This window comes from Streptomyces diastatochromogenes (assembly GCF_002242805.1).
GTDB lineage: Bacteria > Actinomycetota > Actinomycetes > Streptomycetales > Streptomycetaceae > Streptomyces > Streptomyces diastatochromogenes.
The window spans coordinates 215,352-230,676 of the sequence record NZ_MCGQ01000016.1 but is presented as its reverse complement, the minus strand read 5'-3'; the positions used below and the strand labels follow the sequence as shown (position 1 = coordinate 230,676).

General features: G+C 72.0%; 15 protein-coding genes. 7 read left to right on the top strand and 8 right to left on the bottom strand.

The window, feature by feature from the left end; all coding sequences use genetic code 11:
- Positions 1-43 precede the first annotated feature (43 nt).
- Positions 44-490 (top strand): hypothetical protein, encoded by a 447-nt coding sequence (locus BEK98_RS20515; RefSeq protein WP_094218045.1) that lies wholly within the window; start codon positions 44-46, stop codon positions 488-490.
- The gene (locus tag BEK98_RS20510; RefSeq protein ID WP_094218044.1) at positions 487-2,502 is read left to right on the top strand and encodes a hypothetical protein; all 2,016 of its coding nucleotides are present in this window, start codon (positions 487-489) and stop codon (positions 2,500-2,502) included. The genes BEK98_RS20515 and BEK98_RS20510 overlap by 4 nt, the downstream gene beginning before the upstream one ends.
- Here BEK98_RS20510 and BEK98_RS20505 read toward each other — a convergent pair whose 3' ends face one another.
- Entirely contained in the window at positions 2,503-4,530 is a 2,028-nt protein-coding gene (locus BEK98_RS20505) for a bifunctional glycosyltransferase 87/phosphatase PAP2 family protein (protein WP_167444214.1), read from the bottom strand. It abuts the gene before it with no gap.
- 334 nt (positions 4,531-4,864) lie between these two features.
- Between BEK98_RS20505 and proP the strand changes: the two genes are divergently transcribed.
- Complete coding sequence (proP, locus tag BEK98_RS20500; RefSeq protein ID WP_094218042.1) at positions 4,865-6,247, top strand: glycine betaine/L-proline transporter ProP; 1,383 nt, start codon at positions 4,865-4,867, stop codon at positions 6,245-6,247.
- Positions 6,248-6,463: 216 nt separating this feature from the next.
- Positions 6,464-7,135, top strand: coding sequence for an O-methyltransferase (locus tag BEK98_RS20495; protein ID WP_094218041.1), 672 nt, complete (start codon positions 6,464-6,466; stop codon positions 7,133-7,135).
- Between the two features lie 18 nt (positions 7,136-7,153).
- On the opposite strand, the gene BEK98_RS20490 is transcribed toward BEK98_RS20495, so the two are convergent.
- Complete coding sequence (locus BEK98_RS20490; protein WP_094218040.1) at positions 7,154-7,546, bottom strand: FHA domain-containing protein; 393 nt, start codon at positions 7,544-7,546, stop codon at positions 7,154-7,156.
- 126 nt (positions 7,547-7,672) lie between these two features.
- On the opposite strand from BEK98_RS20490, the gene BEK98_RS20485 reads away from it, so the two are divergent.
- A complete protein-coding gene (locus tag BEK98_RS20485; protein WP_094218039.1) occupies positions 7,673-8,116 on the top strand; it encodes a DnaJ family domain-containing protein in 444 nt (147 codons plus the stop codon).
- A 4-nt stretch (positions 8,117-8,120) separates the two neighbouring features.
- Here BEK98_RS20485 and BEK98_RS20480 read toward each other — a convergent pair whose 3' ends face one another.
- The 3 genes from BEK98_RS20480 to BEK98_RS20470 all read right to left on the bottom strand — a co-directional run bounded on the left by BEK98_RS20480 (position 8,121) and on the right by BEK98_RS20470 (position 9,932).
- Positions 8,121-8,645 (bottom strand): hypothetical protein, encoded by a 525-nt coding sequence (locus tag BEK98_RS20480; RefSeq protein ID WP_244201908.1) that lies wholly within the window; start codon positions 8,643-8,645, stop codon positions 8,121-8,123.
- 65 nt (positions 8,646-8,710) lie between these two features.
- Complete coding sequence (locus tag BEK98_RS20475; RefSeq protein ID WP_094218038.1) at positions 8,711-9,124, bottom strand: nuclear transport factor 2 family protein; 414 nt, start codon at positions 9,122-9,124, stop codon at positions 8,711-8,713.
- Between the two features lie 88 nt (positions 9,125-9,212).
- Complete coding sequence (locus BEK98_RS20470; protein ID WP_094218037.1) at positions 9,213-9,932, bottom strand: helix-turn-helix transcriptional regulator; 720 nt, start codon at positions 9,930-9,932, stop codon at positions 9,213-9,215.
- 92 nt (positions 9,933-10,024) lie between these two features.
- On the opposite strand from BEK98_RS20470, the gene BEK98_RS20465 reads away from it, so the two are divergent.
- Positions 10,025-10,549 (top strand): GNAT family N-acetyltransferase, encoded by a 525-nt coding sequence (locus BEK98_RS20465; RefSeq protein ID WP_094218036.1) that lies wholly within the window; start codon positions 10,025-10,027, stop codon positions 10,547-10,549.
- On the opposite strand, the gene BEK98_RS20460 is transcribed toward BEK98_RS20465, so the two are convergent.
- Positions 10,536-12,575, bottom strand: a complete 2,040-nt coding sequence (locus BEK98_RS20460) for an MDR family MFS transporter (protein WP_094218035.1) — start codon at positions 12,573-12,575, stop codon at positions 10,536-10,538. The genes BEK98_RS20465 and BEK98_RS20460 overlap by 14 nt on opposite strands.
- A 161-nt stretch (positions 12,576-12,736) precedes the next feature.
- Between BEK98_RS20460 and BEK98_RS20455 the strand changes: the two genes are divergently transcribed.
- Positions 12,737-13,672 (top strand): peptidoglycan-binding domain-containing protein, encoded by a 936-nt coding sequence (locus tag BEK98_RS20455; protein ID WP_094218034.1) that lies wholly within the window; start codon positions 12,737-12,739, stop codon positions 13,670-13,672.
- Between the two features lie 86 nt (positions 13,673-13,758).
- On the opposite strand, the gene BEK98_RS20450 is transcribed toward BEK98_RS20455, so the two are convergent.
- Complete coding sequence (locus BEK98_RS20450) at positions 13,759-14,415, bottom strand: HAD-IA family hydrolase (protein ID WP_094218033.1); 657 nt, start codon at positions 14,413-14,415, stop codon at positions 13,759-13,761.
- A gap of 145 nt (positions 14,416-14,560) precedes the next feature.
- On the bottom strand, positions 14,561-15,142 hold the full coding sequence (locus BEK98_RS20445; RefSeq protein ID WP_094218032.1) for a TMEM165/GDT1 family protein: 582 nt from the start codon (positions 15,140-15,142) through the stop codon (positions 14,561-14,563).
- Between the last annotated feature and the right edge of the window lie 183 nt (positions 15,143-15,325).

The following is a 15,325-nucleotide window of genomic DNA, read 5'->3' as shown; positions in this document are numbered from 1 at the left end:
GTCCGAGGGAATACTGTGCTCGGCAGACTTGGGGGGAGTACGCATGGCGCTGCTCGACGAAATGGCGGTTCTGGCGCAGGCCGGAGGAGCGGCGGTCATGGCGGCGGCGGCCACCGACGGCTGGCACCGGTTCAGCGAGCGGGCCGCGCGTCTCCTCGGGCGGGGCGATCCCGCTCTGGAGGGCGCGGCGGGCGACCGTCTGGACCGCACGGCCGCCGCCCTGCGAGCCGCCTCCGACGGGGACGAGCAGGAGCGGGTGCGGACGGAGCACGCGCGGCTGTGGCGGGACGAGTTCGCCGACCTGCTCGCTGCGCCCGGGCCCGCGGACGTGAACCGGGTGATGGCCGAACTCCGCGCTCTCGCCGAGGAGTTCGGTGCCGCGCCGAGTACGTCGGGGCAGACCATCGTCAACACGACCTTCCACGGCCCGGCCAACGTCCAGTACGGCCACCACAGCCGCCAGGACATCCGCTTCGGATCCGCGGAATGACCGGCTCGAACCACGAGTTCCACGGTCCGGCCTTCGTCCAGTACGGCTCCGGCAGCGTCCAGGAGATCACGACGAGCTACACGCTCGCCGCCTCGCCCCTGGACCGGGCCGCCGACAAGCTGGCGGGGCAGGTGTACGCCTGGTGGGACGAGGAGGCGGGCAACCGGGGCCTGCTGAGCCCGGCTCCGCTGCCCGTGCGCTGGCAGCTGAGCGAAGCGAGCGGCACCGCGCGGGTTGCCGCGGCCACCGCCGAGGGCACCCGGCGCCGGTTCGCTCCGCTGCCCGGTGCCACGGCGGTCACCGAGGAGCGGCTTCGCGCGGGCGGTGGCCTCACCGAGCTGTTCGAGGTCTACGCGGGCCTGGCCTCCGGCCGGATCCTGCTGGTGGGACCGGAGGGATCGGGCAAGACGGCAGCGGTCGTCCTGCTGCTTCTGGACGCGCTGCGGCACCGGCAGGACGAGCCGGACCCGCAGCGGCGGGCGCGCATCCCGGTGCCTGTGCTGATGTCACTGAACGGGTGGGAGCCGCAGGAGGAGCGGCCGATCGACTGGGCGGTCAGGAGACTGTCCCGGCGGCACGGGCACAACGTCCGTGAGCTGCTGAAGGCCGGCCGGATCGCTCTCCTGCTGGACGGCTTCGACGAGGTCGCCAGGGAAGTGCGGGCCGACGCGGTCGCCGCGCTGGCGGCTGCCCCGTACCGCGTGCTGCTGGTCTCCCGCACCGTGGAGGCGCTGCACACCCCGGGCCAGGCGCGGCTGAGCGACGCCGTGGCCCTGGCTCTCCGGTCGGTCCGCCCCGCCGACGCGGCCGACCATCTGCTCAGGCTGCCACTGCCCGATCCCGTACCCGAGGCCTGGCAGGAACTCACTCGCCGCCTGGTGGAGCAGCCGAACAGCGCCGTGGCCAAGGCGCTGACCAAACCCCTGGCCATCAGCCTGCTGCGGGAGCTGGGCCCCGACAGCGGGGCGGTGGAGGAGATCCTCGGCCTGCGCGGCTCCCGTGCCGTCGAGGACCGCCTGCTCGATCACGCGGTCCGGGCCGCCTACACCCCGAGACCCGGCTGCAAGCGTCCCCGCTACTCCCCCGAGCAGGCGGAGCGGACGCTCAGGTACATCGCCGAGCGGCTCACCGAGGAGAAGACGTACGACCTGCGGTGGTGGCAGATTCCCTGCTGGGGCCGCCCGCGAGCCAGGGCGGTCCTCACCTGGTCGCTTTCCATCTGGATCTATCTGGCGATCATGGCGTACATGCTGACGCTCGCGACGAGTTACCTGACCGTCGTCACGGCTCTGGGAGTGCCGGTCGGGGCCGGTGTCGACCTGGCTCTGCGGCTGCGGCAGCTCAACCACCCACAGCCACTGGAGAGCGCGGGCTGGCGGGATGTGTTCCCCCGCGGAGCGATCGCCGCGGGCATCGCCACCTGGCTCGCCACGGTCGCCGTGTACGGGGCCTCGCGGTGGCTCTGGGGCAGCCCCGCCCCGGTGTGGATGTGGTTCCTGATCACCGTTCCTTTCGGCCTCGGCATCGCGATGGGCAGTGGCCGTGGTGCCACGCTGATGGGCCGCACCATGCTCGCTCCCCAGGCGCCTTCTCCGTACGAGCCCCGTGAAGAGGAGTTCCTCCCGAGCCCGACGTCCGAGAGCCGGGTGATCGACCCGAGCGACGTGTGGCGGCACCACGTCCGGCTGCGGCTGCCGCTCGGCCTGATGGTCGGCGCGGCCATCGGCTCGTTCTGGGGCTGCGTGGCCGGGGACGCGGCCGGGCTCGTGCCCGGCATCGTCGTCGGCGTGATCACGAGCCTCGGACCCGCCGTCAGGTGCGGCGTGGTCCCCAACCTCGCCGTCGCCACCAGCCTCACCGCCGTACAGCTGTCGCGGAGCGAGGGCACCCCCGTCCGCCTGATGTCCTTCCTGAAAGACGCCCACGAACGCAACCTGCTGCGCGCGACGGGCCCGGTGTACCAGTTCCGGCACGCCCGGCTGCAGGAACGGCTGGCCCGGCCGGCGAAGTGATCAGCCGGCCCGCACCGGTTCCCGCTCCTCCTGGGCCGCCACCGCCGTGACCACCCGCGCCCGCGGCCCCTGGAAGACGTACGACAGTCCGAAGCCCGCGGCGACGACCACCGCGCCGCCGACCGCGTCCAGCACCCAGTGGTTGCCGGTCGCGACGATGGCCGAGACGGTGAAGAGGGGGTGCAGCAGGCCGAGGGCCTTCATCCACCACTTCGGGGCGAGGAGCACGATGACGATCCCGCACCACAGCGCCCAGCCGAAGTGCAGGGACGGCATCGCGGCGTACTGGTTGGTGAGCGCGGTCAGGGTGCCGTAGTCCGGCTGGGAGAAGTCCTGGACGCCGTGGACGGTGTCGATCATGCCGAGGGTCGGCATCAGACGCGGCGGGGCCAGCGGGAAGAGCCAGAAGCCGATCAGGGCGAGGAAGGTGGCGAAGCCGAGGGAGGCACGGGCCCAGCGGTAGTCGACCGGACGGCGCCAGTAGAGGACGCCGAGGATGGTCAGCGGGACGACGAAGTGGAAGGACTCGTAGTAGAAGCCGAAGAAGTCCCGCAGCCAGTCGATCTTCGCCACCGCGTGGTTGACCGCGTGCTCGATGTCGATGTGCAGGAAGCGTTCGAGGTCGAGGACGAGGTGGCCGTGCTGTTCGGCGGTGGCGCGGCCCTTGGAGTTGCTGCCGCCGGTCGCGGCCAGGCGGACCTGCTGGTAGGCGGCGTACACCACGCGGAGGAGCAGCAGCTCCAGCAGGAGGTTCGGGCGGGTGAGGACCCGGCGCAGGAACGGAAGGAGGGGGATGTTCCGGAAGCGGGCCGGGACCGGCGGGGCGTACTGCGCCGGGATCGGCTGCTGGTAGTACGGCGAGGTGCGGGACAGGAACGGTACGGCGGTGGCGGCGGCCAGGGCCGCGAGCAGCACGATGTTGTCCCGCAGCGGGTACAGGGCCGACATGTGCGGCAGCATCATCTCGGCCGGCAGGGTCGTGACCAGGACGACGGCGACCGGCCAGACGTAGCGGTCGGAGGCCCGCTTGCCGACCCGGCCGACGACCGCGAGCAGCACCCACAGCAGCTGGTGCTGCCAGGCGGTCGGGGAGACGGCGACGGCGGCGCAGCCCGTGATGGCGACGGCGAGCAGCAGCTGGCCGTCGCGGGCGTGGCGGACGGCGCGGCGCAGGGCGAGGGCGGCGACGGCCACGCCGAGCAGCAGGAAGAGGGCGATCTCCAGGTTGCCGGTGAGGCCCAGCCGGAGCAGGGCGCCGTGCAGGGACTGGTTGGCGAGGGCGTCGGCCTTGCCGCCGAGGCCGACGCCGGCCATGTGGTGCACCCAGTAGGTGTACGAGTCGTGCGGCATCGCGGCCCAGGCGAGCGCGGTGCACACGGCGAAGGTGGCGGCCGTCGTGAGGGCGGCCCGGCGGCGGCCGGTGAACCACAGCAGCGGGGCGAACAGCAGGAGGGTCGGCTGGAGCGCGGCGGCCAGGCCTATGCACAGGCCGCTCTCGCGTTGCCCGCGTGCGGCGAAGCAGCCGAGCAGCACCAGCAGGACCGGGATGATGCTGGTCTGCCCGAGCCACAGGGTGTTGCGGACCGGCAGCGACACCATGAGCAGGCTGATCGCGACCGGTGTGGCCAGCAGTGAGGTGCGCCGGCTGACGGGCTTGGGCAGCGCCCGGGCGGCGACCACTCCGAGGGCGACGACCAGGAGCAGGGTGCCGAAGGTCCAGCCCCAGCCGAGGGCCTGCTCGGCGGACTTGGTGAGCGGCTTCAGCACGAGCCCGCCGAAGGGGGTGCCGGTGAATCTCGTGGAGTCGTACAGCGAGCCCTTGACGTGCAGGACGCCGTTGGGCCCGACCCAGGTCTCCAGGTCGGTGAGGCGTTCGCCGCTCGGGGTGGTGAGGACGACGGCCATCTGCCGTACCGCGAGGATCGCGGCCACCGCCCACAGGGCCAGCCGGGTCGCTCTCAGGCGCGCTCCGACTGTCGCCGACCCGAAACCTTCCGTCGATGCCCCGCTGGGCTCCAGGTTCGCCACGCCGCGTCGGCCTCCCGCCCCGTTCGCTCGCTCTGGGAACCCTACGAGGGTCCCACCCCCTCTGGACGGAGACGCAGGCAACCCCCTCTTCACCTGACGTCCGCCCGCCTTTGGTCCGGAAGACGCCGGTGCGCGGGGGGTGAGGTTGCCCCGGCCGGGCGCGACAAGGATCACAGTGCGGGGCCCGCTCGCGGCCGTGGGAGCGGGCACACGTACCTGCGTACACCGCATTTAGCTGCACTCTGCATCGATTCACGTACGCCACGTAACAGGGCGAAGTGCACCTAGGGTCGCTTTCCGTCCCGTCCCCGACGAAAGGCAGGCGAGTTCCGTTTTGGCGTCCGCCACAGCAGTCACCCCGTCCCTGAAGATCCCCGGGGCCCGGAAGGCCTCCGACGTCACCGTCACCGACCCCGCTCTCGTCAAGCGCGCCGTGAAGGCGGCCGCGCTGGGCAATGCGATGGAGTGGTTCGACTTCGGTGTGTACAGCTACATCGCGGTCACCCTGGGCAAGGTCTTCTTCCCCTCGGGCAACCCGACCGCGCAGCTGCTCTCGACGTTCGGCGCCTTCGCCGCGGCCTTCCTGGTCCGCCCGCTCGGCGGCATGGTCTTCGGCCCGCTGGGCGACCGCGTGGGCCGCCAGAAGGTCCTCGCCCTCACCATGATCATGATGGCGGCGGGCACGTTCGCGATCGGCCTGATCCCGTCGTACGCGACGATCGGCGTGGGCGCCCCGCTGCTGCTGCTGGCCGCTCGCCTGGTGCAGGGTTTCTCCACCGGTGGTGAGTACGCGGGCGCCTCGACGTTCATCGCCGAGTACGCGCCGGACAAGAAGCGCGGCTTCTTCGGCAGCTGGCTGGAGTTCGGCACGCTGGCCGGTTACATCGGCGGCGCGGGTCTGGTGACGGTGATGACGGCCGTGCTGTCCTCCGACGACCTGCTCTCCTGGGGCTGGCGCATCCCGTTCCTGATCGCGGGCCCGATGGGCATCATCGGGCTGTATCTCCGGATGCGCCTGGAGGAGACCCCGGCGTTCGCCGCCGAGATCGAGAAGGCGGAGGCCGCCCGGCCGAAGGTGCCGCTGCGCGAGATGGTCGCCGGTCAGTGGAAGGCCCTGCTGATCTGTATGGGCCTGGTGCTGGTCTTCAACGTCACCGACTACATGCTGCTGTCGTACATGCCGAGCTACCTCACGAGTGAGCTGAAGTACGACGAGACGCACGGGCTGCTGGTCGTGCTCGGTGTGATGGCCCTGATGATGATCGTCCAGCCGTTCGCGGGCGCGCTGACCGACCGTGTCGGGCGCCGGCCGGTGATCGCGGCGGGCTGTGCGGGCTTCCTGCTCCTGTCCATCCCGGCCCTTCTGCTCATCCGCCAGGGCAGCCTGCTCGCCGTCGCCCTCGGCATGGGTGCGCTGGGTCTGCTCCTGGTCTGCTTCACGGCGGCCATGCCGGCCGCGCTGCCCGCCCTCTTCCCGACCCGGGTGCGCTACGGCTCCCTGTCCATCGGCTTCAACGTGTCGGTGTCCCTGTTCGGCGGGACGACTCCGCTGGTCGTGACGGCGCTGATCGGGGCGACCGGGAACATGATGATGCCCGCGTATTACATGATGGCCGCGGCTGTGGTGGGCGGGTTCGCGGTGTGGCGGATGGCGGAGTCGGCGGGGCTTCCACTGCCGGGTTCCGCCCCGGCAGTGGAGAGTCGCCGAGCGCGGTAACTGTTTTCTGCCGGGTGCGGGTGCGTGGGGGCTGGTCGCGCAGTTCCCCGCGCCCCTAGGGGGTTGCAGCTCCGTCCGCTGCATTGGCGCCCTCCGTAGCCCCGCCCAACGATCAGTCGTTGCCCCCGTCAAGGCCCCTCGGCTGCGACCATTCAAGGTGAAGCCAAGGAGTCTCGGAAAAGGACTCCAGCGGACACTCGGGAAAGGCAGCAGGCGATGAGCGGGTCGCAGCTCTGGGACGACGTCGACTTCTACTTCAGCAGCCATCTCTCACCGGAGGACGATGCGCTCCAGGCGGCCCTGCGCGACAGCGAGGCCGCGGGGTTGCCGCACATCAGCGTCACGGCCCCCCAGGGCAAGTTCCTCCAGCTGCTCGCCGAGATCCAGGGTGCCCGCAACATCCTGGAGATCGGCACACTCGCGGGTTACAGCACGATCTGGCTGGCCCGCGCCCTGCCGGAGGACGGCAGGCTGATCTCGCTGGAGTACAGCGCCAAGCACGCCGACGTGGCCACCCGCAACCTCGCCCGGGCCGGTCTCGACCGGATCGTGGAGGTGCGGGTCGGCCCGGCCCTGGAGTCGCTGCCCAAGCTCGCCGACGAGAACCCGCCCCCCTTCGACCTGGTCTTCATCGACGCCGACAAGGCGAACAACCGGCACTACGTGGAGTGGGCGCTGAGACTGTCCCGGGCCGGCAGCCTCATCGTCGTGGACAACGTGGTGCGCGGCGGCAAGATCGCCGACGCCGACAGCACCGAACCGGACATCGTGGGCACCCGCGCCGCGATCGAGCTGATCGCCGCCCACCCGAGGCTGACCGGCACGGCGGTGCAGACGGTGGGCAGCAAGGGGTACGACGGCTTCGCGCTGGCCCGGGTGCTCGGCTGAACCGTGCCGGGCCGGGGCTCACGCCTCGTGGTAGAAGCCCACGTTGATGCTGCGCGGCTCGGTGCGGTCCTGGACGACGACCTCGCCGGAGCCGCCGCGCGGCAGCGCCACGAGCCCGCCGTAGGGGACGGTCTGCGCGTACTCGCCCACGATCAGCCGCACTTCGGCGGACGGCTCGGCCTGCGAGCCGCGCAGCCAGGACAGTTGCCAGCCGCCGTCGGGGCCGCACAGGAACTCCAGGTGGACCCGGGAGACGAACAGCCAGTCCTCGGGCGTGACCAGCCGGCACACGGACGCGTCCCGGCCCACCCGGAGCACGGCTCCCGGCTCGCTGGGCGCGTCGGCCATCGTCATGCCGGCCGTGGCGCCCGCGTCGGCCCCGGAGACGGTGGCCATGGTCAGTTCGAGCACGTGCGTTCCCCCTGGAGAACCCGAAAAAGCCGCGACGTCGGAAACGTCCTTGTGCGGTGGTCCGATTGCCGTACCGCCGCCGCATGATAAAACGCCCGGCCGGGCCGCGTCCGGCACAATGGGTTCATGACCGAGCGAAAGCCACCGGGTGTCCCGTTCGAGTCCTGGGTCGACCACCAGATCCGCGACGCCCAGCAGCGCGGAGAGTTCGACCATCTGACCGGCGCGGGCGAACCGCTGCCCGCCGACCTCGACTCCACGTACGACGAACTGTGGTGGGTCAAACGGAAGATGGCCCGCGAGGGGCTGGCGGTGCTGCCCCCGGCGCTGGCGCTGCGCAAGGAGGCCGAGGACGCGCTCGCGGCGGCCTATGCGGCGCCCTCGGAGCGGATCGTCCGGAAGATCATCACCGACGTCAACGTGAAGATCCGCGACATGATGCTCAAGCCGCCGCCCGGCCCGCCGCTGGGCAAGAAGCCGTACGACGTCGAGGAGGTCGTACGGGAGTGGCGGCAGCGCAGGGCCGCCGCCACAGGGGACGTACCGGGGTCCGCGGGGTCGGCGGGGTAGCCGGTCAGAAGTGCAGCAGGCGTCCGGCCAGCTCCTCGTAGTCCCGCAGGGCCAGACGCAGCTGCTCGGTGTCGCTCTCCACTCCTTCCTGCCAGGACATGCGCAGGGTCCGGCGGCGGCGCGTCACGGCCTCGGTGAACCGCGTGGCGATCTCCTCCAGCTCCCGGTCGGCCTCCTCGACCGCGGTGCGCGGCGCGTCCACGAATCCGGCGGCCGTCTGCAGCAGCCGGGTCTCCCACTGCTCCCGCTCCGCGTGCGGCAGCAGCGGGACCCGCAGCCCGGTGGCCATCGGGCCGGGCGGGGCCGGCCAGGCGTCCGCCGCCCGGCCCTCCGTCGTCGCCGCCTCGCGCCCGGTGATCCCACCCGGGGAGGGCACGCCGAGCCCGTCCTCGGGCATCTCGTCGTCCACCGCATCGGCCTTCCGACGGGGCGCGGCCGTGCTCGAGGCCTGCTCCCCTCGCGCATCCGCCGCCTGACCCTCCGCAGCGGACCCGGGCCGCACCGGCCCGGTCTCCCAGTCCTTGACCATGGCCCATCTCTCCTTCGGCCGGTTCTCTCCCCGGGTGACCCCGACAGGCAGGCCACAAACGGCCGTCAGGGCGCGAAGCGACGCAGTCCGGTCACCGACCACACGGTCGCGATGCGCCCGTCCACCACCTCGAACAGGTCGATGCCGCTCTTGTGGACCCCGCCCGGCCCGGTCACGTACCAGCGGCAGGCGACCTGCCCCAGAGTGCCGTCCACCGAGGGGGTCCCCTCGATGCTGTACGTCAGCCCCGGCCTTTGGGTGCGGAAGGCGGCGACGTAGGAGACGATGCCGGCCGGGCCGTGGATCTCGTCGGTGGCCGCGTTCTCGGGGTCGTTGCCGAAGCGGATGCGGAAGCCGGGCGCGAGGAAGGCCTCCGGTTCGGTGAAGTCGCCGTTCCACAGGGCGGTCCAGCGCTCGAAGAGGGTGCTGCCGGTGGCGGGGGTGAGGGTGCCGGCCGTCGGGGATGTCGTGGTCGTCATGACTGGTGTCTCCGGTGTGGGTCGTCGCTGATCGGAACGGGCACCAGCCTCCGCCCCGCCCGCGACACCCCCCTGTCGGTGATTGCCGTCACATTCCCAGCTCGCCGAGGGGAACGACGTCCGAGCCGAGGGTGTCGAGCGCGGCCAGGTCGACGGCGCGCTCCGGGGCCCGCTCGTCGAGTGCCGCGACCGTACGGATGCGGTCGAGGCGGAAGCCGCGCGGGGCGCCCCGCAGCCGGCACCAGGCCGCCAGGTACCAGTGCTCCTCGCCGCCGAGGAAGGCGAGCGGCTCGACGTCACGGGCGGTGGCGGCGCCCGCCGCGTCGGCGTACTCCAGCCGCAGCACCTTCCCCGCCGACAGCGCCTCCCGCAGCGCGGCGGGCACCACCGGCTCGGCGCTCCGGGCCGGGCGCGCGGCCGGTACGAGCAGCCGCACACGCCCGGCCAGCTCCGCCGCCGCCCGCCGCTCCCGGCCGGGCATGACGGCCAGCACCTTGTGCAGCGCGCTGCGCGCGTCCGCCGCGAACGGCGTCCCGGCGAGGGCGTGCAGCCCGACGGCCAGGGCGGTCGCCTCGGCCGGGGTGATGGTCAGCGGGGGCAGGGTGCGCTCCCGGTCGAGCACGTATCCGCCGGTGCGGCCCGGCTCGGCGTGGATCGGCACCCCGGACTGCTGCAGCGCCAGCAGGTCACGCTCGATGGTGCGGACGCTGACCTCGAAGCGCCGGGCCAGCGCACGGGCGCTGCGCGGCTGGGGAGCGGCGGCACGCAGCTCCTCAACCAGGGCGTAGAGACGGTCGGTTCGGTTCACGACGGACAGTCTCCGCACATTCCCGCGCCGCTGCTGGACTCCCCGGATGTCACCCATATTCACTTGCGAAGGGTCCGCGACGGCGTCTGAGAATGGCCCGCATGACCTGGACGATCACCCCGGAACCGTACGACTCCCCGGCCGCCGCCGCGCTCTGGCGGGCGTACTACACGGAGGTCAGCGACCGCTGGTACCTCCTCCACGAGGGGCGCCGCACCGACCCGGACGAGCTGGAGCGCGAGATCGCGGCCCGGACCGGTTCCGAACTCTCGCCGCCCACCGGGCAGTTGCTGATCGCCCGGTACGACGGTGAGCCGGCCGGCTCGGCGGGCGTACGGCTGCTCGACGCGGACACGGCCGAACTCACCCGGGTGTTCGTGTACGAGGGGCAGCGCGGCCGGGGCGGGGCGGCGCTCCTGGTCGCCGCCGCCGAGGAGGCCGCCCGCGCCCTGGGTGCCCGGCATCTGATCCTCGACACCCGCGGCGACCTGGTGGAGGCCCGCGCCCTGTACGCCCGCCTCGGCTACACGGAGACCGGGCCCCACAACGACGACCAGTACGCCGAACACTGGTTCCGCAAGGACCTGTCGGCCCCCGAGGCCGTCAACTGGGCCTGATCGCCGCCCCGTCGCGCGGTCGCTCGCGCTCCGAGCCGCACAGTTCGCCGGTGAGTTCCTTCACCAGCCCGTCCAGTTCGGGGGACCGGCCCGGCTGCCACCAGTCGCCGAGCAGCTCGGCCAGGGACTCCTCGCGGGCCTTGTGGAGCCGTTCGGCGACCTCGCGGCCGGACTCGGTGAGCGTCACGTCCAGGCCCCGGCGGTCGACCAGGCGCCGCTCCTCCAGCTGGCGTTCGGCGGTGAGGACGACCTGCAGCGGGACGTCGGTGCGCTCGGCGAGCTGCCCCGGCTCCACCGAGCCGTACCTGCGGATGCGCAGCAGCATCCAGCTGGCGGCGGGCAGCAGGTCGTACCCGGCCCGCTCGGTGATCTTCCGGTAGATCTCGCGGCGTCCCTCGCGGGTGCCGAGCACGGACAGCGCGCGGCAGCACTCGTCGTAGGAGGAGCGTTCGACCGGGTTGGGCGGGATGGTCTCGGAGACGTCCGGCGCGGTGACCGAGCCGCGCAGCCGGTCCTCCTTCAGGAACCACGCCAGCACGAAGCCGAGGAGGGCGACCGGGGCGGCGTACAGGAAGACGTCGGTGATGGAGGACGCGTAGGCGTGCAGGGCCGCCGGGCGCAGCGCGGGCGGCAGGGCGGCGATGCCGCGCGGGTCCGACTTGAGCGTGTCGGCCGAGACACCGGGCGGCAGGCGCACGCCCCGGAAGGCGTCGGTGAGCTTGTCGCCGAGGCCGCTCGCGAAGACGGTGCCGAAGATGGCCACGCCGAAGGAGGCGCCGATGGAGCGGAAGAAGGTGGCGCCGGAGGTGGCGACGCCCAGGTCCTCGTACGAGACCGCGTTCTGCACGATGAGGATGAGGACCTGCATGACCAGGCCGAGGCCCAGGCCGAACACGAAGAAGTAGACGCTCATCACGGCGGTCGAGCTGTTCTCGTCCAGCCGGTGCAGCAGGAGCAGGCCGATGGCGGTGACGGCGGTGCCCGTGACCGGGAAGACCTTCCAGCGTCCGGTGCGGCTGACGATCTGCCCGGAGGCGGTCGAGGACAGCAGCAGGCCGATCACCATCGGCAGCATGTGCACACCGGACAGGGTCGGCGAGATCCCGTGCACGACCTGGAGGAAGGTCGGCAGATAGGTCATCGCGCCGAACATGGCGAAGCCGACGATGAAGCTGATGACGGCGGCGAGGGTGAAGGTGCGGATACGGAAGAGCTTGAGCGGCAGGACGGGTTCGGCGGCCCTGCGCTCCACTGCGACGAACGCGACGGCGAGGACGACGCCCAGCACGGCGAGCCCGATGATCTGCGCCGAGCCCCAGGCCCACGTCGTACCGCCCAGCGACGCGACGAGCACCAGACAGGTGGCGACCGCGGCGATCAGGAAGGTGCCGAGGTAGTCGATGACGTGGTGGGCGGCCCGGCGCGGGATGCGCAGCGCGGTGGCGATCACGGCGAGGGCGACGACGCCGACGGGCAGGTTGACGTAGAACACCCAGCGCCAGCTCAGGTGCTCGGTGAACACCCCACCGAGCAGCGGCCCGAGCACACTGGTGGCGCCGAACACGGCACCGAACAGCCCCTGGTAGCGCCCGCGTTCCCGGGGCGGCACGATGTCGCCCACGATCGCCATCGACAGCACGATCAGCCCGCCGCCGCCGAGCCCCTGCAGCGCCCGGAAGCCGATCAACTCGCCCATGTTCTGCGCCATCCCACACAGCGCGGAGCCGATCAGGAAAATGACGATCGCGGTCTGGAACAGCCGCTTCCGCCCGTACTGGTCGCCGAGTTTGCCCCACAGCGGGGTGGCGGCGGTCGAGGCGAGCAGATAGGCGGTGACCACCCACGACAGATGTTCCAGCCCGCCCAGGTCGCTGACGATGGTGGGCAGCGCGGTCGACACGATGGTCTGGTCGAGCGCGGCGAGCAGCAGCCCCAGCAGGAGCGCACCGATCGACACAAAGACGTTGCCGGGAACCTGCTCGGCGGCCTTCGCCTCCTTCTCCGTGCCGTGCGTGTCCAGGGTCATGGAGACCTCCCGGGGCTCGGGTACTCCTACCATCCTCGGCGGTGTGGCCGTTTATGGCCTGTTGAGGTCCCTGTATGGCCGGTTTGCCGCGTGTTCCGGTTCGGCGGATGTGGAGGAGGTCTGCATAAACTCGGGAGTTCCCAAGGGGAGGGGACGAACGCGTGACGGAACCGACGGGACACACCTGCCCGGAGTGCGGGGCGCCGAGGGGGGCGGACAACACCCCGTCCTGCGACTGCACCCAGCGGGCGTCGGACGCCCTGCGCGAGGCGCGTACGGCACAGGCGGCAGCGGCGGAGGATTTCGACCCGCTGCGCATCCGCCCGTACGTGGAGGTCGCGGGCGCGGGCGTCTCCGACGAGGGTGCGGCGGCGGAGACCCACTCGCTACCGGCCGTCGAGGCCACCCTGCCGCTCCGCCCGGTACCCGGCGCGCACACCGCCGACCTGCGTCTCTTCGAGCCGGAGCCACCGCACGAGCCCGAGGCGAGTCCGAAACCCCGGCATCGCCGTTCCCGCCGTACGGTCCTGCTGTCCGTCGCGGGTGCGGGGGTCGCGGTGGTGGCGGCGGCCGGCATGGCGAGCGGCCTGTTCGCGTACCACCCGCCGGCCCGGGACCGGGCGGCGGCCCAGGAGGTACGACCGAGCGTCCCGGTGTCGCCGCCTGCGGCCACCTCGTCGGCCCCCGCACCCCCCGCTTCACCTCACCCCGCCGCGCCGCCCGCTTCACCCTCGACCGACCCGAGCCCGACCCCCACCGTCACGTCCGCTTCCCCGACCCCCACGGCATCCCCCAGCCCGTCCCGCTCCTCCGCCTCCCCCACCCCCTCGGCGACGCTCGCCCGCACCCCGAACGCGGCGCCCACCGCCTCGGCACCCGTGCTGCAACGCGGCGACAAGGGCCCGGAGGTAACCGAACTCCAGCTCCGCCTCAAGCAGTTGAACCTCTACGGCGACCAGGTGAGCGGCGTCTTCACCCGCCCCGTGGAGGACGCGGTGAGCAACTACCAGTGGGCCCGAGGCATCACCGACGACCCCCTCGGCGTGTACGGCGCGGCCACCCGGAAGAGCCTGGAGTCGGAGACGACCGAGCCCTGACCCACAGTCCCAGGGGGCTCCGCCCCCTGGACCCCCGGCCTATGCCCACCCACCCGACGCGGTGGGCTGGGAAGTGGGCCTGCCCATCAGCCCACGTGCAGCCGGATGGCCCCGTCCCCCACGGCCTCGACCCGCACCTGCGTGAGGTCCTGCACGACGACATCGGGCCCATGGGAGCCGGCCCGCGGCCCCACCCCCACCACCCGCATCCCAGCAGCCCGCCCAGCCGCGATACCGGCCCCGGAGTCCTCGAAGACCACACAGTCCCCCGGATCGATCCCCAGCTCGGCGGCCCCCTTCAGAAACCCCTCGGGATCAGGCTTGCTCGCCCCGACCGACTCCGCCGTGATCCGCACCTCGGGCAGCGGCAGCCCGGCGGCGGCCATCCGCGCCGTGGACAGCGCAACGTCCGCGGAGGTCACCAGCGCATGCGGAAGCCCCTGCAGCGAGGCGAGAAAGACGGCCGCCCCCGGAACCTCGACCACCCCTTCCACATCGGCGGTCTCCTCCGCGAGCATCCGCGCATTGTCGGCAAGGTTCTGCTCCACCGGCCGCTCAGGCAGCAGCACCGCCATCGACGCATGCCCCTGCCGCCCATGGACGACCTTCATCACCTCGTCGCCGTCCAGCCCGTGCCGCTCGGCCCAGCGCCGCCAGATGCGCTCGACCACGGCGTCCGAGTTGACGAGGGTGCCGTCCATGTCGAGCAGGAGGGCGCGGGCGGTGAGGACGGTGGCCGGCATCGGCAGCTCCAAAAGGGGAGAACGGGACAAGGCGGCCCCGCCCGCCGGTCAGGGAAAACGGGCGGGAGCCACTTTGTTCCTCCACGGTACAAAACCCGCCCCGATCCCGCCACCGCCTCCGGCAAGGGTTCACCGACCGTTAAGGTCAGCCCGCCACGGCCTCATACAGGCTCCACGCGCCCAGCCCCAGCATCAGCAGCGCCGCGATCTGCGTGATCAGCCGCAGCGGCACCCGCTTCATCAGTGCCTTTCCGCCGACGATGCCGAGACCGGCCACCGCCCACAGACCGAGCACCGCACCCAGACCGACGGAGATCGGGTCGTCGTAACGGGCCGCGAGGTTCGCGGTCATGATCTGCGTGAGGTCACCGAACTCGGCGACGAGGATGAGCATGAAGCCCGTGCCCGCGACCTTCCAGAAGGACTGGTCGGCCGGCTTGCGGATCTCCTCCTCGTCCTCGTCCTTCTTCATCAGCAGCACCGCGGCACCACCCAGGAAGAGGACACCGGTGAGCGCGTGCACGATCTGCTGGGGCAGCAGGGTCAGCACACTGCCGGCCGCGACGGCGAGCACGACGTGCAGGAGGAAGGCGGCGGCGACGCCCGCGAAGACGTACGAGGCGCGGTAGCGGGTACCGAGGACGAGGCCGGCGAGCGCGGTCTTGTCCGGCAGTTCGGCAAGGAAGATGACGCCGAAGACGAGCGCCGTCACGGTGATGCTGATCAAGATTCCTCAATCGGTCGGGGGGCTGCCCCACCGAGAGTGCTGAACCTCACATGAGACACCTCGGCATGGCAGCACACTCGGCGCCCGTGCCGTGGGGCACGGGCGTGCACTGCTTGCCGAAGGTCTCGCTGGGCGGTCCTGGAAGGACCCGCCTCCGGGCGCCGGCTCAGGCTGGCTGAGCAG